Raw genomic sequence first — 20,307 nt, 5'->3', positions numbered from 1 at the left:
GGATAGCTCCGGTTACTTGACCGCGCCGGCGGTGATGCCGCGGGTCAGGGTGCGCTGGAAGATGAGGAAGAAGATCAGGGTGGGGATGAGGCCGAGCAGAGCCGAGGCCGAGGTCGTGGTCACATCCATCAGCCGGTCGCCCTGCAGGGCGCTGATCGCCACCGGCACCGTCTGGTTGTCGTTCGACACCAGGAAGGTGAGCGGGATGAGGAACTCGTTCCAGGTCCAAATGAAGAAGAAGATGAGCAGGACGCTGAGCGTCGGCCGCGAGATCGGGACGACCACGCGCCACAGGATCCGCCACCGACCGGCGCCGTCGAGGGACGCGGCCTCCAGCACCTCCTTCGGGAAGGTCCCGTAGACGCTCGACAGCAGGTAGGTGCCGAATGCGCTCTGGATGACCGTGAAGATGATGATGACGCTCCACACGTTGTCGTAGAGGCCCACCTGCTTGAACATGAAGTACAGCGGGTAGAGCAGCGCCTCCTGCGGCAGCATGTTGGCCAGCAGGAACAGCACGATGATCCAGGTGCGCGCCTTGACCCGGCCGATCCCGAGCGCGTAGGCGTTCAGCACCGAGATGACGACGGCGAGGATCGAGACCACACCCGCGATGAAGAACGAGTTCCACAGCTTCTCGGGAAAGTCGACGCGGTTCCAGAAGTTGACGATTCCGTCGGTGTAGAAGGACGTCGGCAGCTGAAGCGGGCCACCCGCGTTGTAGTCGGCCGGGCTCTTGAACGAGTTGATCAGGATCAGCAGGAACGGGAAGGCGATCCCGATGCCGATCACGATGGCGACGATCAGGATGACCCAGTCGGTCGCGGTCTTGCGCGGCTTCTGCCGCTTCAGCTGGCGGGGAGGCGGCGTCGGCGCGGTGACGCGCGGACGCGTGGTCGTGGTGGTCATCAGCGCTCGTTCTCCTTGCGCTCGGCCCGGTTCTGGGCGGTGATGAAGAGGATCGAGACGACGATGATGACGAGCGTCAGCGCGGTCGCGATGGTGGCGCCGTATCCCACCTGCTGGCTTTGGAAGAACTCGCTGTAGGAGTAGTAGCTGGGCACCATCGTGGCGGTGCCGGGGCCGCCACGGGTCAACGTGTAGACCGGGCCGAAGACCTTGAGCGCGGCGATCGTGCAGGTCAGCGTCACCACGAAGATCTCGGGCCGGATGATGGACACGGTGATCGAGCGGAACCGCTGGAACCAGTTCGCGCCGTCCAGCTCCGCTGCCTCGTAGAGTTCCGGATCGACGCGCTGGAGCGCGGCCATGAAGATGACGACCGGGTAGCCGATCTGCACCCAGACCATGACGGCCATGATCGACGCGAGCGCCGTATCCGGGCTGCCGAGCCAGTTGTGCGACAGCTCACCGAGGCCGACCGCCTTCAGCATGCTGTTGAGCGCGCCGTTGTCGGGGCGCAGGATCCAGCCGATCACGATGGCCGCGATGACGACCGGGAGGATCTGCGGCAGGTAGAAGGTGGCGCGCAGGAAGCTCGCCGTCTTGCCACCGAACTTCTTGCCGATCAGGTCGAACAGCATCGCCGCGAGGATGAGGCCGACGACGGTCGGGATGACGACCATCGCGACGATCATCGCGATCGAGTTGCCGAAGGACGTCCAGAACTTGTCGTCGCCCATCAGGCGGACCCAGTTGTTGAGACCGATGAACTTCGGAGGCCGGATGCCGCGATAGCTGGTGAAGCTGAGGTAGATGTTCCAGACCAGCGGGACCAGGACGATCACCGTCAGCAGGACGAACCCCGGCAGCAGGTACAGCCAGAACCGTCCGTGCCCGCTCCCGGGCAGCAGCGCCTCGCTGCGCCGGCGGCGCTTCGGCGCCCCGGGCGCCTCCGGCGCCTCGGGGGCGTCCGGCACCCGCACACTCACGTCGACCATGAGGTATCTCCTTGTGTTGCGTGACTTCCCGGAGCCGCCCCGCCCAGCAGGGCGGCTCCGGAACGGTCTCGTATTACTGGTTGACGATCTGGTCGACGCCGTCCTGGTACTCGGAGCCGAGCTCCTTGTTGACCGCGGCCGGGTCCTTGGTGCCGTTGATCAGCTCCTGGAGGCCGGCGTTGAGCTGGTCGTAGAACGTCGGCGTGGGCCAGTCGGGGTAGAACGCGATGCCGTCCTCACCGGTGAGGGTGTTGAAGTTCGCGATCAGCTCCTTCGACTTCTCGTCGGTGATGTCGCTCGTCTTCGCCGCGACGGGCACGCCGCCGTTGTTGCCGATCAGGGCCTGGATCTTCGGGGTCATCGTGATGTCGATGAACTTCTCGGCGAGTCCCTTGTTCTTTGCCTTCTCGGGGACCACCCACATGTTGCCCGCGGATCCGGGCGAGAGCTTGGTGCCCGGGAAGAGGAAGGTGCCCCACTGGTAGTCCTTGATCTCCGTCTGGAAGCGGCCGTACCACCAGCTGCCCGAGAAGAAGATCGGGTACTGGCCCGAGATGAAGGAGGTTCCGGCGTCTTCGGCCTTGAGGCCGGAGGCGTCCTTGGAGATGTAGCCCTTCTGCACCCAGTCGTCCACGGTCTTGGTGGCGTTGCTGAGCTCGCTGCCCTGCCAGTTCACCTTGCCCTTGTAAAGCTGGTAGTCATCCACCCAGGAGCGGTCCGCCTTGTTCAGCGCGAGCTGGTACCAGAGCTGCCCGAGCGGGTACTCCGCCGCCGACTCGGCGAGCGGGGTGACGCCGTTGTCCTTGAACTTCTGCAGAGCGGCGACGAACTCCTCGTAGGTCTTCGGGACCTCGACGCCGTACTTCGAGAACATGTCCTTGTTGTAGTAGACCTCGACGTACTCGCCGTAGTTCGGGATGCCGTACCAGGACCCCGAGCCCATGATGCCCTTGTCGTCGTACTTGGCCGTGGTCTGCAGGCTCGGAGCCAGCTTCTTGTCCCAGCCGTACTTGGCGACGGCGTCGTCGAGGTTGCTCAGGAGGCCCTGGCTGGCCAGGAGGCCGGCGGTGGCGTTGCCCTTGTTGTACTCCAGGATGTCCGGAGCCTGGTCGGAGTTGAGCACCTGGGAGGCCGTGGAGCGGATCTGCTCGAAGGCCTTGGCCTCGAACTTGACCTTGGCGCCGGTCTCGGACTCGAACTCCTTGATGGCCTCGTTCCAGGCCTTCCCCATCGCCGAGTCTTCGCTCTCGAAGTGCCACAGGGTGAGGGTCTTGCCCTTTCCATCGGTGCTGTCGGACGACGATCCGGACGTGCCGGAGCATCCGGCGAGCATCAGGGCACCGGCGGCCAGAACGGCGCCGATTGCGAGGTGCCTCTTGCGCATCTCTTACCTCCTTGTAGTGGAGTGGACGCGCGTCTGCAGGCCTCGCAGCCACTCCGATGCAATTTGTTGACGATCACAACATAAGTGACGTCAGAAGCGAATGCAAGTCAATTTCGGGATGCGGAACTGCATTTAATCGGCATTGATGAATTAGTTCCGCTTGGCAACAATCAGGGCGAGGAAACCGTCTGCGATCGTCACGCGGCGGCGAGGACCCCGGCCGGATCCGCGATCAGTTCGGCGAAGACGAGTTCTGCGGCACCGATCAGAAGCTGGTCCGGGCCGAGTTCCGCCTCCACGATCTGCACTCCCGCACGCGACGAATGGACGGCGTCGGCGAGAAGGTCGGGCGCGCCATGCGCTCGGGCGCCGCGGTACAGCGCGGCCAGGAATCCACCCAGCACGAGGGTGGACGGATTGAACGCGTTCACCGCGTTGCGCGCGGCGACCTGCAACAGCGGGTAGTCCCGCTCCATCACCGCGACCGCGGCCGGATCGTCCGTCTCCGCGAGGCTGGAGGCGAGCGATGTCGCATCCGCCGATGAGAGACCCACGGACCGGAGCAGCTCCGCCTGGGTGACCTCAGCCTCCAGGCAGCCGCGGGCGCCGCACGAGCACTCGCGGCCGTCGGTGCGGACGAACGTGTGACCGAACTCCCCCGCGTACCCGGCGGAACCGGTGAGCAGACGGCCGCCACCGACGGCTCCGCCGCCGATGCCTGACGCGCCGCCGATCAGATACACGAGGTCGTCGATGCCGCGGCCGGCACCGAACGCGCTCTCCGCGCGCAGACCCAGGACAGCGGCGTTCGCCGCCCAGACGCGCAACCCCGTCCGCTCGGCGAGCATGGCAGCGAGCGGCTCGTCGACCCAGCCGAAATGCGTTGCCTCGCGGACCATGCCGTCCGAGAGGCGCACCTGCCCGGGGACGGCCACGCCGATCCCGATCACACGGATCGCCGACTCCCCCGCCAGCATGCCGGCGATGCCGGCCGCGGCGAGCGTCACCGTCTCGGAGGCCGAGCGCGCCGAGGCCGTCTCGATCCGGATCCGCTTGAGAACCCGGCCGCCGAGGCCCACCAGTCCGACGATCACCGCATCCACCTCGGGGTTGACCGCCACGGCGGCGACGCTCTCCGAGACGCGCACCACCGGGCTGGGGCGTCCTGCACGCCCGTCACCCGGAGCTTCGCCGACCTCGACGAGGCCGATGCCGGCGAGTTCCGCGACCAGGTCGCCCACGGTGGAGCGGTTCAGACCGGTGAGCCGCGTGAGGTCGCTGCGCGACAGATCCCCGTCGCGGTGCACCAGGCCGAGGACCGTTGCCAGGTTGCTCCGGCGCAGCGCATCGGTGGCTCCGCCACTCGCCGGGCGCACCGTGCTCAGATCGGATGCGGACATGATCCGACCCTAACGCCCGGCGAGCGGGCGGGCCGTCACCACGATTCGGGGCGCGCGCCGAGCGGTACGGGCGCCGGGCGCTCGACCGTCGATGACAGCTCCACGACGGCGTGCTGCTCCCCCGCGCGCGTCACGTCCTCCATGATCTCGAGGATGTGGAACGCCAGCTCGCCTGACGCCCGGTGCGGCCGGTCCGTCTCGAGCGCGCGCGCCAGATCGGCCAGGCCGTAGCCACGGCCCGCGTCGGCATACCCGGCGGCCACCGGCACCTCCCGGAACTCGCGGTCATCGGCGGTGGCGAGCTGAACAGTGTCGGAGAACATGTTCGGGTCCGGCACCTCGAGCGTTCCCGCCGTGCCGTAGACCTCGAACTTCGGGACGCGCGTTGCCCACACTTCGAACGAGACCGTGACCGTCGAGATGACGCCGGAGGCGTGCTCCAGGATCGCCGTGACGTGCGTGTCCACGTCGACCGGGATCACCGTCCCCGCCAGCGGGCCGGTGGCGACCGTGCGCTCCCGCGACGAGCGGCTGGTCGCGCCCGAGACGCGCACCACCGGGCCGAAGAACGTGACCAGACTAGTCAGGTAGTAGGGGCCCATGTCGAACAGCGGGCCGGCGCCCGGCTGGTAGTAGAACGCCGGGGCGGCGTGCCACAGCTCGTGGCCGGGAGCGCTCCAGGCGACGGATGCGCCGACGGGGGCGCCGATCCGGCCCTCGTCGAGCAGCGCGCGGGCGGTCTGGATCCCCGTCCCGAGGACGGTGTCCGGGGCACTGCCCACCCGCAGGCCCAGCGCTTTCGCACGCTCCAGGATCGGCGCCGCCTCAGCCGTCGTCAGGGCCAGCGGCTTCTCGCCGTAGACGTGCTTGCCCGCGTCGAGTGCACGGAGAGCGATCTCGGCGTGCGCCTGCGGGATGGTCAGGTTGAGAACCGCGTCGATGTCCGGGTGCGCGAGCAGCGCATCCACATTGAGGCCCTCGACCCCTTGCTCGGCTCCGACGGCGGAGGCGCGGTCGACATCGAGGTCGGCCACGGCGACGAGTCGCAGGTTCGGAAGCTTCGGGAACTGCTCGAAGTACTGCCGGCTGATCGTGCCGACGCCGATCACCCCGATGGTCAACGGGCCGCCCACAGCAGTCCCCTCTCGATGATGGTTCGGACGGGCTGGCTCTCCACGATCTCCAGCCGGTGGCCCGGCGCCGAGACGAAGATGCGACCGTCGCCCCACTGGCGGGTCCAGATCGCGGGCGAGGTCACCGGCCGGTTCCAGGCATCCCACGGACGGACGCTCTGCGTGGTGGTGGCGAGGACGTCGTTGTACTCGTCGCTGAGCACCCAGTACTGCTCGGTCACGAGGTCGAAGTCTTCGATGCCGGTCGTGATGGGATGCGTCCGGCCGTACTCGGTGATGTGCACGGTGTACGGGATGTAGTTGTCGGACTGGTCGCCGACGCGCTCCGCCGGGTCCTTGCCTGCATGGTGGGCGAACTGACCGCCGATCATGTGCAGGTAGTCGGCGTTGTTCCGATACGAGTCCGCGATGCCGCCGTGCCAGCCCGCCATGCCGGTGCCGTTCAGCACGGCCCGCTGCAGGCCGCCGAACTCCGCGTCCTCGATGCTGCTCATGGTGTTGACCTGGACGACGAGGTCGACCGTGTCCATGAACGCGTCATCGGCGTAGACGCCGGTCCCGTCCTCCACCCGCACCTCGAAGTCGTTCTCGCGGAGGAACGGGATGAACGCGTCCGTCGTCTCGACGGGCATGTGCCCGTCCCACCCTCCTCGGACCACCAGCGCCTGTCTGCTCACACTTCCTCCTTCAGCCCGCGAGCACAGGAAATCTGCGCGCGGATCGGTGTTTTCGTCACGTTTTTCCTGTGCTCGGCGGCTACGGGTCGGCGGGTCACGGGATCTGGGTCCAGGCGCTGCCGGTGGCGGCGCTTCGGGAGACGGCGTCGAGGACGCGCTGGATGTGGAGGCCGTCGGCGAACGACGGCTCGGGGTCGGTTCCGTTCGCCACGGCGGTGACGAAGTCGACCACTTCGTGACTGAACGCGTGCTCGTAGCCGATCGCGTGTCCGGTCGGCCACCAGTTCGCCATGTAGGGATGCTCGGGCTCGGTCACGATGATCCGCGCGAAGCCCTGCTCCCCCGCGGGCGCCGTGGCGTCGTAGAACTGCAGCTCGTTCATCGCCTCCAGGTCGAAGGCGATCGCGCCGCGGGAGCCGCTCAGCTCGATCCGCAAGGAGTTCTTGCGACCGGTCGCGTAGCGCGTGGCCTCGAACGCGCCGATGGCGCCGGCGGCGGAGCCGCCCTCCAGGCGCGCCGTGAACCACGCGGCGTCGTCGACGGTCACCCGGCCGCGCTGCTCGGAGGCGGTCCCCGAGAGCCCGACAGTCTCGCCGAGCAGCGGGCGCTCCTCGACGAACGTGGTCAGCGTCCCCGAGACGCCCGCCAGCCGCGACCCGGTGAGATGCTCCACCAGGTCGACGGCGTGTGCGCCGATGTCACCGAGGGAGCCGGATCCGGCAGCCGCTTTGTCGAGCCGCCAGGTCATCGGGCCGTCCTCGTCGCGCAGCCAGTCCTGCAGGTAGAGCGCGCGCACCTGGCGGATCGTGCCCAGGCGTCCTTCCTGGATCAGGGTGCGGGCGAAGCCGATCGCCGGCACTCTGCGGTAGCTGAAGCCGACCATCGAGCGGACGCCGCGCTCGGCCGCACGCTCAGCAGCCGCCGTCATCGCCTCCGCCTCCTCGACGGTGTTCGCCAGCGGCTTCTCGCAGAGGACGTGCTTCCCCGCCTCCAGCGCCGCGATCGCGATCTCCGCGTGGCTGTCGCCGGGCGTGCAGATGTCCACGATGTCGATGTCCGGATCCTCGACCGCCGCGCGCCAGTCCGTGGCCGCCCTCTCCCAGCCGAAGCGGCGGCGGGCGTCCTCGACACGGGTGGCGTCGCGCCCGACGATGACCGACATGACCGGCTCGGCGGGCAGGTCGAAGAAGCGGGGAGCGGTGCGCCAGCCCTGCGAGTGCGCGGCGCCCATGAAGCCGTAGCCGATCATGGCGACGCGGAGTCGGGGCGTTTCCTCGGTCATCGTCGGCCTTCCTTTCGCATACCCGTGCGACGCTAAAGCGCGAGCGGCGGCGGGGCAAGTTTCGCCCGCAGGTTGGAAAACTTTCCAATGTCTCGGGGGCGCGTGCGGCGGCGGCATGATCGAGGGGTGGGTCGTGGTCGGAATTTCCGCGAAATAGCGACCACTAGTCACACCTCGGCGGTTCTCGGGGCGAGGGGTCAGTGGCGGCGGGGCGAGGCGGTCGAGGCGCGCTCGACGAGGGTCGTCGCCAGTTCCAGCCGTGTGATCTCCTCGTCGCCCGCGCGCAGCCGGAGTGCCAGCCGGGTCGCCTCCTCCGCCATCTCCTGCAGCGGCTGGCGGATCGTGGTGAGCGGAGGCCGGGCCCAGGATGCCGACGGCGCGTCGTCGAAGCCGATCACCGAGACGTCTCCCGGCACGTCCAGGCCCAGGGCGAAAGCGGCATCGTAGACGCCCAGCGCCTGCATGTCGTTGGCGCAGACGATGGCGGTCGGCCGGTCCGCCGCGGCCAGCAGCCGCCGCCCCTCCCGCTCGCCGTCCTCCCGGGAGAAGCCGCCGCCGCCGATCCGCCGGGGGACCGGGATGCGCGCCTCCTGCATCGCCGCCTGGTACCCCGCCAGCCGGGCCCGGGAGCACATCAGGTCCGCCGGTCCGCCGATGGCCGCGATGCGCCGATGGCCGAGCGTCAGGAGGTGACGGGTCGCCGCCAGGCCGCCCGCCCAGTTGGTCGCGCCGATGGAGGGAACGCCCGCCGGAGGGTCACCGGCGGGGTCCACGACGACGAAGGGGATGTTGCGGGCGCGCAACTGGCGGCGATGGTCGGCGGTCAGGTTGGAGAACTGCAGCACGACCGCGATCGGCTTCCGGCGGAGGACTCCGGTGACGAACTCGTCCCCGACCACGTGGTAATCGCCGATCGTGGAGAGGACCATCGCGAGCCCGTTCTCCCGCGCGACGCGCTCGACACCACGGATGACCTCGACGGACCACTCGCTCGCCAGGTTCTCGATGACGAGCTCCACGGTCTCGCCGCGTTCCGCATCCACCCCCCGCCGCGCGTAGCCGGAGTCGTGGAGAAGGTCTTCCACACGTCGGCGGGTCGCGGGCGACACTCCCGGCCGCCCATTCAGCACCTTGGACACGGTGGAGAGCGACACGGACGCCTCGCGTGCGATCGCCTGCAGCGTCGGACGGGAGGGGGCGGCCATGCTGCCACTGTCGCACATTCGCGGGGGGAGGCCGACGCGGGAGCGGGTGCCGCTGTACCGCTGTGCCTCCGTACCGCTGTGCCTCCGTACCGCTGTGCCTCCGTACCGCTGTGCAACAATGACGCCCACGCCATCCGACGGGCGGTGTACCCCTCCGCCGGATGCGCCCCGCAGAAAATTGTGCCGAAAGCGAGACCGATGCCGCTCACCGACCTGACCCACTCCGAACTGCTCGACTTCCGCCCGGGGGTGGACGAGCCGGCCGACTTCGACGCGTTCTGGGAGCGCACGATCGCGGAGGCCCGCGCCGCCGGTGGCGTCCCGGAGCTGACCCCTGCCGACACTCCCGTCACCCAGCTCATCGTCGAGGACCTGGTGTTCCCCGGCTTCGGCGGGGAGCCGGTGCGTGCATGGGTATCGCGGCCGCTCAACGCCGACGGGCCACTGCCGGCGGTGGTGCAGTTCCAGGGTTACGGCGGCGGCCGCGGGCTGCCCGGGGAGAACGTCTCGTGGGCGCTCGCCGGGTACGTTCACGTCTTCGTCGACACGCGCGGCCAGGGTAGCGGCTGGGGCAGCGGCGGCGACACGCCTGACCCGCACGGCTCGGGACCGGCGACCCCTGGCGTGATGACCCGCGGCATCCACTCGCCGGAAACGTACTACTACCGGCGTGTCTTCACCGATGCGGTGCGCGCTGTCGACGCGACGCGCGGCCTGCCCTTCGTCGACGGCGAGCGCATCGCCGTCACCGGAGGCAGCCAGGGTGGCGGGATCGCTCTGGCCGCAGGCGCGCTCGCTGACTGTGTCTCCGCGGTGCTGCCGGACGTGGCATTCCTCTGTGCGTTCCGCCGCGGCGTCGACATCGCTGCCGGTGGTCCGTACCTCGAGCTCGCCACGTACCTCTCCGTGCACCGCGACGAAGTGGCCGAGGTCTTCCGGACGCTGTCGTACTTCGACGGCGTGAACTTCGCGCGCCGCATCCACGCGCCGTCGCTGTTCTCCGTCGCCTTGATGGACACGGTGGTGCCGCCCTCGACGACGTTCGCTGCGTTCAACCACCTGGCTGCGCAGGATCGCGCGATCGAGGTGTACCCGTTCAACGACCACGAGGGCGGCGGCGGTGCGCACTGGCGCGCGCAGGCCGCCTGGCTGGCCGAGCGCTTCGCCCGCTGACCGTTCGGGTCCGGTGGCGCTGCGGTCAGGGGGCGGGTTGTCCCGTGGCGGTCGCGGCCGTCATGCGGTCACGAGCGGGCTGTGCCCAGAAGACGATCAGCACGATGAGGCCCGCGATGGGGACCAGCAGCCACAACATATGGCCCCAGCCGTAGCCCGCATCGCGGAGCCTGCGAACGCCGACGGCGAGCGTGGGAAGCAGCGTTGCGATGCCCCAGAGGCTGGACAGGATGGCGCCCAGCGACGACGTATCGCCGATCCGGATGACGCTGAACACGTTGAGCGCGCTGGCCACGAGCGCGGAGAACAGCATCCACCACCAGAATTCGGGACGCGACGCCCGCCCGCCGAATTCGGCGTACTTGCGCAGCACCGTCTGGATGGCCTGACCGAACGTCATGCGGTCAGTGTAGAGCCCCGCTCGTCCCCGCTGTTCGGCGGCTTCGGCGACCCGTGAGTCGTTGCTCGTATGCCGCCTGAGCGGTGACATCGTGTCGCAACTCGGCGGGTGGGCGCGGGTCAGCCGGCCGGCGGGGCCGTCGTCGCGCGCCGGACCAGCCTGGTCGGGAGGCGGAGGTGCGTTCGCTCCGGCGTCTCACCGTTCATCAGCGCGACGAGCAGGTCTGCGGCCGCCGCGCCCAGACTCTGCATCGGCTGGCGCACCGTGGTCAGCGGCGGGTTGTACTGGGATGCCTCCGGCACGTCGTCGAAGCCGATCACCGACAGCTCGCGCGGCACATCCAGGCCGATCTCCGCTGCCACCTCCATCACCGCGATCGCCGAGATGTCGTTGGCCGCGAAGACCGCGGTCGGCCGATCGGGACGCGTCAGCAGCGGCAGCGCCACCTCGCGGACGGTGTTGTGCTCGTAACGTCCGACCGCGACCAGAGACGGATCGAACGGGATGCCCGCCTCGCTCAGCGCACGCCGGTAACCGGCGTCGCGCAGGCTGGAGGACCGCAGATCCGGGCGGCCGGCGACGTATGCGATCCGGCTGTGGCCCAGCCCGATCAGGAAGGCGATCGCATTGCGGGCCCCGCCGAAACTTTCCGACTCGACGGTCGGGACGTCGGCGCGGCCGGTGTGCGGGTCGATGGCGACCATGGGCACGTCGGCGTTCGCGTTCACGACCGTCGGGGTGACCATGATCACGCCGTCGATGAGGGTTCCGCTGAGTCGGCTCAGCGACCGGCGCTCCCATCCTTCGCTCGACGGCTGCCTCGAACCGCTGTAGGCGAGGAGGTCGTACCGGGAGTCGTGGAGCGCGGCGCCGACGCCCTTCAGGATCTCGGCGGAGAACGGCTCGAAATCCGCGACGAGCACGCCGATCACGCCGGTCCGCCGCGAGCGCATGCTGCTGGCGACCAGGCTGGACTCGTATCCGAGCTCCTGCACCACGCTGAGCACGCGCTCCACGGTCTCCACCGCGACGCCGTATCTGCCGTTGACCGCCTTGGACACGGTGGCAACGGAGACGCCGGCCGCTTCGGCCACATCATTGATCGTCGGACGCCGTCCCATGGCGCTTGAGCATAGCGTAGAAAAGGTTTTCGAAAACGTTTGACACGATGGCTGGCGCTTGCGACACTCTCCACGTCCCCACCTCAACGAAGAGAACAGGTTGGAATCACATGAAAGGCACCAAGCTCCTTACAGGGGCCGCCGTCGTGATGGCCGGCGCGCTCGCCCTCACCGGGTGCAGCGGCGGCTCCGACAGCTCCAGCAGCAACGGCAAGGTCAGCATGACCCTCTGGCAGAACTCCACCACCGGCCCCGGCCAGGCGTTCTGGAAGAATGCCGTCGCGGCTTTCGAGAAGGCGAACCCCAACGTCACCATCAAGGTCCAGTCCATCCAGAACGAAGACCTGGACGGCAAACTGCAGACCGCGCTCAACTCCGGCGACGCACCCGACATCTTCCTGCAGCGAGGCGGCGGAAAGATGGCAGCAATGGTCAACGCCGGGCAGCTCATGGACATCACCGGCAAGGTGTCGTCCGAGACGAAGAAGAACATCTCCGAGGGATCCTTCAAGGCGGAGACCTACCAGGACAAGGTCTGGGCCATGCCCATCGCCGTGCTCCCGGGTGGGCTCTTCCACAGCCAGGACCTGTTCAAGGCCGCCGGCATCACCGAGGCACCGAAGACGATCGACGACCTCAACGCCGACGTCACCAAGCTGAAGGCAACCGGCGTCTCGCCGATCGCCCTCGGCGCCAAGGACGCCTGGCCCGCCGCGCACTGGTTCTACTGGTTCGCGCTCCGCGAGTGCGCCGGCTCCACCATGGAGAAGACCGCCGACTCCAAGTCGTTCAGCGACGGCTGCTGGCTGAAGGCCGCGGAGGACCTGCAGAAGTTCTCCGACACCAAGCCCTTCAACGACGGCTTCCTCACCACCTCCGCCCAGCAGGGCGCGGGCAGCTCGGCCGGCCTCGTCGCGAACCACAAGGCCGCGATGGAGCTCATGGGCGCGTGGGACCCGGGAGTGATCGCATCCCTCACCCCCGACCAGAAGCCACTGCCTGACCTGGGCTTCTACCCCTTCCCGGAGGTTTCCGGCGGTAAGGGCGAGCCCGGCTCCATCATGGGCGGCGTCGACGGCTACTCGTGCTCGGTCAAGGCTCCGAAGGAGTGCGCCGACTTCCTGAACTTCGTCGCAACCACCGACCAGCAGGAGGCCTACTACAAGGCCTTCAACGCTCCCCCGGTGAACTCGGAGGCGCAGAAGGTCGTCACCGAGCCCTACCTGAAGGATGTGCTCAAGGCCTACAACGCGGCCCCGTACGTCTCGCAGTGGCTCGACACCGTTCTGGGTCAGAACGTCGGCAACGCGCTCAACGTGGCGGTCGTCGACATGCTGGCCGGAAAGAGCGACCCGAAGCAGCTGATCCAGGCGGCCAACGACGCCGCCAAGAAGGGCTGAGAGGGCTGACCTCGTGAGCAACACCCGCGAGAACACGTCCACCGGCATCCTGCCGAAGTCGGATCTCGCGCAGCACGGCGGGAGCGGCGCAGTCGCGTCGCTCCCGCCGCAGCAGCGCAGCCGCAAGCGTGCCGGCTGGGCCATGCGCCTGGAGATCCTCCTGCTGGCGGGCCCCGCGGCGATCGTCTTCATCGCCTTCGTGATCTTCCCGGTCGTGATCGCCGCCTACTACGGCTTCTTCCGCTGGCAGGGCTACGGCCCGGCGACCGACTTCATCGGTCTGCAGAACTACGTCACGATCCTCCAGGACTCGGCCTTCCTGCAGGCCCTCTGGCACAACGCCCTGATCGTCATCGGCTCGATCGTCCTGCAGGGGCCGGTGGCCATCCTGCTGGCGCTGCTGCTGAACCGGAAGATGCGCGGGCAGTCCATCATCCGCGTCCTCATCTTCGTCCCCTACGTCATCGCCGAAGTCGTCGTCGGGACGGGGTGGAGCTTGATGCTCGCCACGAACGGCGCGCTGAACGGCATGCTCAAGAACTTGGGGCTGGACTTCCTCGTCCACGACTGGCTCTCCGACCCCAGCATCGCCATCTGGACGCTGCTGGCGATCCTGACCTGGAAGTACGTCGGCTTCGCCGTCATCCTCTTCCTCGCAGGACTCCAGGGCATCCCGGAGGAGCTGTACGAGGCGGCCGCGCTCGACGGGGCCTCCTACTGGCAGATCCAGCGGCGGATCGCTCTGCCGCTGCTCGGCCCGACCCTCCGAATATGGGCGTTCCTGTCGATCATCGGGGCGCTTCAGCTCTTCGACCTCGTCTACATCATCTGGGGCCAGTACGTGGCCTCCACCGCCGGCACCTCGACCATGGCGACCTACATGGTCGCCAACGGCCGCAACGCCGGCAACTTCGGCTACGGAAACGCCGTCGCCGTCGTGATCTTCCTGATCTCCCTGATCGTCGCGCTGTTCTACCAGCGGTTCGTGCTCCGGCGCGACACCGCCGGCGCGATCACGGGTGACAGGCGCACCGGAAGGAAGAACCGATGAGCGCATTCGTCGCCGTCCCGGATGCCCCGGAGGCGCCTGGCGTTCTGGAGGCGCCGGACCGCAAGAAGGCCAAGGGCCTGCCGTGGGGTTCACCGACCGTCTACTTCGTCGCCCTCATCGTGATCGCGCTGATGCTGGCGCCGATCGTGTACATCGTGCTGGGCGGTTTCCGCACCAACTCGCAGATCACGGTCGACCCGGCCGGTTTCCCCAACCCGTGGAACGTCCAGAACTACCTCGGCGTGCTCACCGGCGGGGTCTTCTGGCAGGAGGTGCTCAACTCGAGCATCGTCGCGGTGGTCACCACCCTGGGTGTCATCGTCCTGGGGCTGATGGCGAGCTACGTGCTCGCTCGCTACAGCTTCCGCGGGCGCGGACTGCTCTACGCCCTCTTCGCCGCCGGCCTGATGTTCCCGATCACCGTCGCCATCACGCCGCTGTACATCGTGGTGCGCAACCTGGGGCTGATGAATTCGCTGGGCGGCGTGATCCTGCCGCAGATCGCGTTCGCGCTGCCGACCACCATCATCATCCTGGTCCCGTTCCTGCGGGCGATCCCGGACGAGATCCAGGAAGCCGCCTTCATCGACGGCTGCAGCCGACTCGGGTTCTTCTGGCGGATGGTGCTCCGGCTCTCGCTCCCCGGTGTGATCACCGTGGGCATCCTGGCCTTCATCGCCAGCTGGAACAGCTACCTGCTGCCGCTCTTCCTCCTCAACAACGAGGCGACCTTCACGCTGCCCCTCGGAGTCCAGGCGTTCTCGTCGCAGTACTCCGTCGACACCGCGAAGGTGCTGGCGTTCACCTCCCTCTCCATGATTCCGGCGCTGATCTTCTTCAGCATCTTCGAGCGCCGCATCGTCGGCGGCCTGACTGGCGCCGTCAAGGGCTGAGGCCCGTCCTCCCAAGAAGTGTGAGATCGACATGACCGAATCCCTTCCGCGCCCTTCCGCGCCCTCCGAACGCGTTCGCGCGCTCCTCGCCGACATGACACTGGACGAGAAGCTCGCCCAGCTGGTCGGCTTCTGGGTCGACAAGGGCGACGAGCTCGTCGCCCCCATGGCCGGCGAGATGGGCAACCCCGGTGCCTACGCCGACGTGACCGCCAACGGTCTCGGACAGCTGACCCGCGTGTACGGCACCCGCCCGGTTGACCCGGCCGAGCGCGCAGCATGGCTGTGGGCGGAGCAGCGGCGGCTCAAGGAGGAGACGCGCCTCGGCATCCCTGCACTCGTGCACGAGGAGTGCCTGACCGGGCTCGCCGCGTGGAAGGCCGCCACGTTCCCGACGCCGCTCGCCTGGGGTGCCTCCTTCGACCCGGAGCTCGTCGAGGAGATGGCGGGCCTCATCGGGATGTCGATGCGCGAGCTCGGCATCCACCAGGGCTTGGCCCCGGTGCTCGATGTCATCCGTGACCCGCGCTGGGGCCGTGTGGACGAGTGCATCGCCGAGGACCCCTACGTCGTCGGCACTCTGGGGACCGCCTACGTGCGCGGGCTGCAGGGCGCGGGCGTGCACGCGACGCTCAAGCACTTCGTCGGGTACTCGGCTTCGCAGGCCGGCCGCAACCACGCCCCCGTGCACGCCGGACCGCGCGAAGTGCGCGACACCCTGCTGCCTCCCTTCGAGATGGCGGTCCGGGATGGCGGGGTGCGGTCGGTCATGAACTCGTACGCCGAGATCGACGGCATCCCGGTGGGCGCATCGCCCGCGTACCTGACCGGAATCCTCCGCGACGAGTGGGGCTTCGACGGGACCGTGGTCTCCGACTACTTCTCGGTCGCCTTCCTGCACACGATGCACGCCGTCGCCGCAGACCTCGGGGAGGCCGCCGCCCTCGCGCTCGCGGCCGGAATCGACGTGGAGCTGCCCACCGGCGACGCCTTCCTCGAACCGCTCGCCGCGCGCATCCGCTCGGGCGAGACGGACGAGGCGCTGGTCGACACCGCCGTTCTGCGGGTGCTGGCTCAGAAGGAGGAGCTGGGCCTGCTGGATGCGACCTTCGACGAGCCCCCCACCTCCATCGACCTGGACACGCCCGCCCACCGCGACGTGGCGCTGCGACTGGCCGAGGAGTCGCTGGTCCTGCTCACCAACGACGGCGTTCTGCCGCTGGAGTCCGCCCCCGCACGGATCGCGGTGCTCGGCCCCAATGCCGATGCGCCCGAAGCGCTGATGGGCTGCTACTCGTTCGCCAACCACGTGCTGGCGCACCACCCCGAGGTCCCCCTGGGCTTCGAGCTCCCGTCGGTGCTGGAGGCGGTGCGCGGCGAATTCTCGTCGGCTTCCGTCGCATACCAGCGCGGCTGCGACGTCGAAGGCGACGACCGTTCGGGCATCCCGTCCGCCGTCGCAGCGGCGAGCGCCGCCGACGTCGCCGTCGTGGTCGTCGGCGACCGGGCCGGGCTCTTCGGCCGCGGGACCGTCGGCGAAGGGAACGACGTCGAGAGCCTGGAGCTTCCAGGCATCCAGCGGGAACTCGTCGAGCGGGTCGTCGCGACCGGCACGCCCGTCGTACTGGTGGTGCTGTCGGGCCGGCCGTACGCGATCGGCTGGGCAGTGGAGGGCGTGACCGCCCCCGCCGCCGTGATTCAGGCGTTCTTCCCCGGCGAGGAGGGTGGCCGCGCCATCGCGGCGGTCCTCTCCGGCCGGGTCTCCCCCTCCGGCCACCTGCCGGTATCGCTTCCGCGGTCGGCCGGCGCGCAGCCGTACTCCTATCTGCACCCCATTCTCGGCGGGCCGAACGAGATCACCAGCGCCGACAGCACCCCGGTGCTGCCGTTCGGCCACGGTCTCTCGTACACGACGTTCGAGCGGTCGGAGCTGGAGGTCGAGGCGCAGGTCGAGGCCGGTGACACGTTCACCGCGAGTGTCCGCATCCGGAACACCGGCGAACGCGCAGGCACTGATCTGGTGCAGTTGTACGCCCGGGATGTGCACGCCAGCGTGACCCGTCCGGTCGCGCAGCTGCTCGGCTACCGCCGGGTCGATCTCCGGCCGGGTGAGGAGGCGGTCGTGCGCTTCGCGGTTCCCACCGCGCGCCTGGCGTTCTCCGATCCCTCGCTCCGCCGCATCGTGGAGCCCGGCGCTGTAGAGCTGTGGGTCGGGTCGTCGTGCGACGAGCGCGAGACGGCCGCCGCTTTCGCGATCACGGGTCCCGTCCACGTCGTCACCGCCGCGGACGCCCGCCTGGTGACGTCCGAGGTGGAGGCGGCTACCGTGGGTGCCGTCTACACCGACGCGCTCTGAGCACTCGCGCCGAGCGCTCTGGTGCGGTATAAGTTTATTGAAACAACAAATCACCGACGAAGCTGAAGGAACCCCATGAGCCTCACCCCTACCCGTGCCGACAAGTTCTCGTTCGGTCTCTGGACCATCGGCTACAACGGGACGGACCCGTTCGGCGGCCCCACCCGCCCCCAGCTCGACGTGGTCGAGGCCGTCACCAAGCTGAACGAGCTCGGCGCCTACGGCCTCACCTTCCACGACGACGACCTGTTCGCCTTCGGCTCCACCGACGCAGAGCGTCAGAAGCAGATCGACCGCCTCAAGCAGGTGCTCGCCGACACCGGCATCATCGTGCCGATGGTCACCACCAACCTGTTCAGCGCTCCCGTCTTCAAGGACGGCGGGTTCACCTCCAACGACCGCGCCGTGCGCCGCTTCGCCCTGCGCAAGGTGCTCCGCAACCTCGACCTGGCCGCCGAACTCGGCGCCAAGACGTTCGTCATGTGGGGTGGCCGCGAGGGTGCCGAGTACGACTCGGCGAAGGACATCCGCGCCGCGCTCGAGCGCTACCGCGAGGCCGTCAACCTGCTCGGCGACTACGTCACCGACAAGGGCTACGACATCCGCTTCGCCATCGAGCCGAAGCCGAACGAGCCGCGCGGCGACATCCTGCTGCCGACCCTCGGCCACGCGCTCGCCTTCATCGAGACGCTGGAGCGTCCCGAGCTCGTGGGCGTGAACCCCGAGGTCGGCCACGAGCAGATGGCCGGACTGAACTTCGCGGCCGGCATCGCCCAGGCGCTGTACCAGGGCAAGCTCTTCCACATCGACCTCAACGGCCAGCGCGGCATCAAGTACGACCAGGACCTCGTCTTCGGCCACGGCGACCTGCAGAACGCGTTCGCGCTCGTCGACCTGCTCGAGAACGGCGGCCCGAACGGTGCACCGGCGTACGACGGCCCGCGCCACTTCGACTACAAGCCGTCCCGCACCGAGGACATCACCGGTGTCTGGGATTCGGCCGCCGCCAACATGCGCACCTACCTGCTCCTGAAGGAGCGCGCGCAGTCGTTCCGCGCCGACCCGGAGGTGCAGGAGGCGCTCGAGGCCTCGCGCGTCACCGAGCTGTCGCGTCCGACGCTGGGTGACGGCGAGAGCTACGACGACCTGATCGCCGACCGCGCCGCGTTCGAGGACTTTGACGCCGACGCATACTTCGGCGGTAAGGGCTTCGGCTTCGTCCGGCTGCAGCAGCTGGCCCTCGAGCACCTGCTCGGCGCCCGCTGACCCGTCCCAATCCCCCGTCCCATCCCCCGAAGTGCACCTTGTGGTCGCTATTCCGCTCGAATAGCGACCACGACGTGCACTTCGACCGAACGTGAGGCCCCCTGACGTGACATTGGTTGCCGGCGTCGACTCGTCGACCCAGAGCTGCAAGGTGGTCGTACGCGACCTCGAGACAGGGGCGCTGGTGCGCTCAGGGCGAGCCGCGCATCCCGACGGCACCGAGGTCGACCCGGCCGCCTGGTGGGCCGCCCTGCAGGAGGCGCTCGCTGCCGCCGGCGGCCTCGACGACGTGGACGCGATCTCCATCGCCGGGCAGCAGCACGGAATGGTGGTGCTGGATGCGGACGGTCGCGTGATCCGCGACGCCCTGCTCTGGAACGACACCCGCTCGGCCCAGGCCGCCCGGGACCTGATCGCGGAAATCGGCGCGGAGGAGTACGCGACCCGCGTCGGCGTGGTTCCGGTGGCCTCCTTCACCGCGACCAAGCTGCGCTGGCTCCGGGATGCGGAGCCGGCGAACGCGGACCGCGTCGCGGCCGTCGCGCTCCCCCATGACTGGCTGACCTGGCGTCTGCGCGGCTACGGACCGGCGGGCGAGAGCGAGCACGGTCCGGACCTCGAGGAGCTGACCACCGACCGCTCCGATGCGAGCGGAACCGCGTACTGGAGCGCCGCGACCGGTGCGTACGACCTCGACCTGTTCGAGCGGGCGCTCGGACGGCCGGGACGCGAGGCAGGCGGCGCGGACACCGCAGGCACCGCAGGCGACGACAAGACAGCGTCGCCGGGCGCCGTGGTACTCCCGCGCGTGCTCGGCCCGTCGGAGGCCGCCGGGCGCACCCCGTCCGGCGTGCTGGTCGGGCCCGGTGCGGGCGACAACGCCGGCGCGGCCCTCGGCCTCGGAGCAGCGGAGGGCGACGTGATCGTCTCCATCGGCACCTCCGGAACTGTCTTCGCGGTGACGGATGCGCCCGTCGCCGACGCCTCCGGCACGGTCGCCGGCTTCGCGGACGCCTCGGGAGTGTCCCTCCCCCTCATCGCCACCCTCAACGCGGCGCGCGTGCTCGGCTCGATCGCCGGGCTGCTCTCCGTCGACCACGACCGCCTGTCCGAGCTGGCGCTCGGCGCCGAGCCTGGTTCAGGCGGGGTGGTGCTCGTCCCGTACTTCGAGGGCGAACGGACCCCGAACCTGCCGGACGCGAAGGCCAGCGTCCACGGGCTCACCCTCGCGTCGACCACGCCGGCCAACCTGGCGCGGGCGGCGATCGAGGGGATGCTGTGCGGGCTCGCCGACGGCCTCGACGCCGTACGTGCGGTCGGCGTCCGCGAGCGCCGCATCCTGCTCATCGGGGGCGCAGCCCAGAACCCGGCGGTCGCGCACGTCGCCGCCCAGGTCTTCGACGCCCCCGTCGAGGTTCCGGCTCCCGGCGAATACGTGGCCGACGGCGGGGCCGTTCAGGCCGCCTGGGCCCTGACCGGCACCCGCCCCGACTGGACCGTCGAAACCTCGGCAACGCTCCCCGTCGACACCCACGCCCTCATCCGCGCCCAATACGCCGCCGCCCGCGCCTAACCCGTACCCCCGCCAGCCCCCCGCCCGCACCGTCGAGTCCGCGAAGACTGCACGGGCGAACGGCGCGTCGCGTCCAAAGTTCGCGGACTCGA

General features: G+C 69.0%; 17 protein-coding genes. 7 read left to right on the top strand and 10 right to left on the bottom strand.

The window, feature by feature from the left end:
* Positions 1–12: 12 nt before the first annotated feature.
* The 8 genes from AB4Y74_RS02565 to AB4Y74_RS02530 all read right to left on the bottom strand — a co-directional run bounded on the left by AB4Y74_RS02565 (position 13) and on the right by AB4Y74_RS02530 (position 8,931).
* A complete protein-coding gene (locus AB4Y74_RS02565; RefSeq protein WP_441797552.1) occupies positions 13–909 on the bottom strand; it encodes a carbohydrate ABC transporter permease in 897 nt (298 codons plus the stop codon).
* Entirely contained in the window at positions 909–1,901 is a 993-nt protein-coding gene (locus tag AB4Y74_RS02560; protein ID WP_441797551.1) for a carbohydrate ABC transporter permease, read from the bottom strand. Before AB4Y74_RS02560 ends, AB4Y74_RS02565 begins: the two co-directional genes overlap by 1 nt.
* Positions 1,902–1,974: 73 nt before the next feature.
* Positions 1,975–3,285 carry an ABC transporter substrate-binding protein gene (locus AB4Y74_RS02555; protein ID WP_441797550.1) on the bottom strand — a complete coding sequence of 437 codons (1,311 nt, stop codon included), beginning with the start codon at positions 3,283–3,285 and terminating at the stop codon, positions 1,975–1,977.
* A 197-nt stretch (positions 3,286–3,482) separates the two neighbouring features.
* A complete protein-coding gene (locus AB4Y74_RS02550; protein ID WP_441797549.1) occupies positions 3,483–4,685 on the bottom strand; it encodes an ROK family transcriptional regulator in 1,203 nt (400 codons plus the stop codon).
* A 35-nt stretch (positions 4,686–4,720) separates the two neighbouring features.
* Entirely contained in the window at positions 4,721–5,818 is a 1,098-nt protein-coding gene (locus AB4Y74_RS02545) for a Gfo/Idh/MocA family protein (protein ID WP_441797548.1), read from the bottom strand.
* The gene (locus AB4Y74_RS02540) at positions 5,803–6,450 is read right to left on the bottom strand and encodes a ThuA domain-containing protein (protein ID WP_441800380.1); all 648 of its coding nucleotides are present in this window, start codon (positions 6,448–6,450) and stop codon (positions 5,803–5,805) included. Before AB4Y74_RS02540 ends, AB4Y74_RS02545 begins: the two co-directional genes overlap by 16 nt.
* A 139-nt stretch (positions 6,451–6,589) precedes the next feature.
* The gene (locus AB4Y74_RS02535; RefSeq protein WP_441797547.1) at positions 6,590–7,777 is read right to left on the bottom strand and encodes a Gfo/Idh/MocA family protein; all 1,188 of its coding nucleotides are present in this window, start codon (positions 7,775–7,777) and stop codon (positions 6,590–6,592) included.
* Positions 7,778–7,974: 197 nt separating this feature from the next.
* Positions 7,975–8,931, bottom strand: a complete 957-nt coding sequence (locus tag AB4Y74_RS02530) for a LacI family DNA-binding transcriptional regulator (RefSeq protein WP_441800379.1) — start codon at positions 8,929–8,931, stop codon at positions 7,975–7,977.
* Between the two features lie 249 nt (positions 8,932–9,180).
* Between AB4Y74_RS02530 and AB4Y74_RS02525 the strand changes: the two genes are divergently transcribed.
* On the top strand, positions 9,181–10,155 hold the full coding sequence (locus tag AB4Y74_RS02525; protein WP_441797546.1) for an acetylxylan esterase: 975 nt from the start codon (positions 9,181–9,183) through the stop codon (positions 10,153–10,155).
* Positions 10,156–10,180: 25 nt separating this feature from the next.
* Here AB4Y74_RS02525 and AB4Y74_RS02520 read toward each other — a convergent pair whose 3' ends face one another.
* Together AB4Y74_RS02520 and AB4Y74_RS02515 are read right to left on the bottom strand one after the other, a co-directional pair.
* A complete protein-coding gene (locus AB4Y74_RS02520) occupies positions 10,181–10,555 on the bottom strand; it encodes a DUF805 domain-containing protein (RefSeq protein WP_441797545.1) in 375 nt (124 codons plus the stop codon).
* Between the two features lie 119 nt (positions 10,556–10,674).
* Complete coding sequence (locus AB4Y74_RS02515; RefSeq protein WP_441797544.1) at positions 10,675–11,676, bottom strand: LacI family DNA-binding transcriptional regulator; 1,002 nt, start codon at positions 11,674–11,676, stop codon at positions 10,675–10,677.
* A gap of 110 nt (positions 11,677–11,786) precedes the next feature.
* Between AB4Y74_RS02515 and AB4Y74_RS02510 the strand changes: the two genes are divergently transcribed.
* The 6 genes from AB4Y74_RS02510 to AB4Y74_RS02485 all read left to right on the top strand — a co-directional run bounded on the left by AB4Y74_RS02510 (position 11,787) and on the right by AB4Y74_RS02485 (position 20,215).
* The gene (locus tag AB4Y74_RS02510) at positions 11,787–13,076 is read left to right on the top strand and encodes an ABC transporter substrate-binding protein (RefSeq protein WP_441797543.1); all 1,290 of its coding nucleotides are present in this window, start codon (positions 11,787–11,789) and stop codon (positions 13,074–13,076) included.
* Positions 13,077–13,089: 13 nt separating this feature from the next.
* On the top strand, positions 13,090–14,127 hold the full coding sequence (locus AB4Y74_RS02505) for a carbohydrate ABC transporter permease (protein WP_441797542.1): 1,038 nt from the start codon (positions 13,090–13,092) through the stop codon (positions 14,125–14,127).
* Complete coding sequence (locus tag AB4Y74_RS02500; RefSeq protein ID WP_441797541.1) at positions 14,124–15,020, top strand: carbohydrate ABC transporter permease; 897 nt, start codon at positions 14,124–14,126, stop codon at positions 15,018–15,020. Before AB4Y74_RS02505 ends, AB4Y74_RS02500 begins: the two co-directional genes overlap by 4 nt.
* Positions 15,021–15,051: 31 nt before the next feature.
* The gene (locus AB4Y74_RS02495; protein WP_441797540.1) at positions 15,052–17,376 is read left to right on the top strand and encodes a beta-glucosidase; all 2,325 of its coding nucleotides are present in this window, start codon (positions 15,052–15,054) and stop codon (positions 17,374–17,376) included.
* 75 nt (positions 17,377–17,451) lie between these two features.
* Positions 17,452–18,642, top strand: a complete 1,191-nt coding sequence (gene xylA, locus AB4Y74_RS02490) for a xylose isomerase (protein WP_441797539.1) — start codon at positions 17,452–17,454, stop codon at positions 18,640–18,642.
* A gap of 106 nt (positions 18,643–18,748) precedes the next feature.
* The gene (locus AB4Y74_RS02485) at positions 18,749–20,215 is read left to right on the top strand and encodes a xylulokinase (RefSeq protein ID WP_441797538.1); all 1,467 of its coding nucleotides are present in this window, start codon (positions 18,749–18,751) and stop codon (positions 20,213–20,215) included.
* Positions 20,216–20,307 lie beyond the last annotated feature (92 nt).

This window comes from Leifsonia sp. RAF41 (assembly GCF_052114085.1).
Classification (GTDB): Bacteria; Actinomycetota; Actinomycetes; order Actinomycetales; family Microbacteriaceae; genus Leifsonia.
Note: the sequence above shows the minus strand (reverse complement) of the source record. Positions and strands in the feature narration are given on the sequence as shown.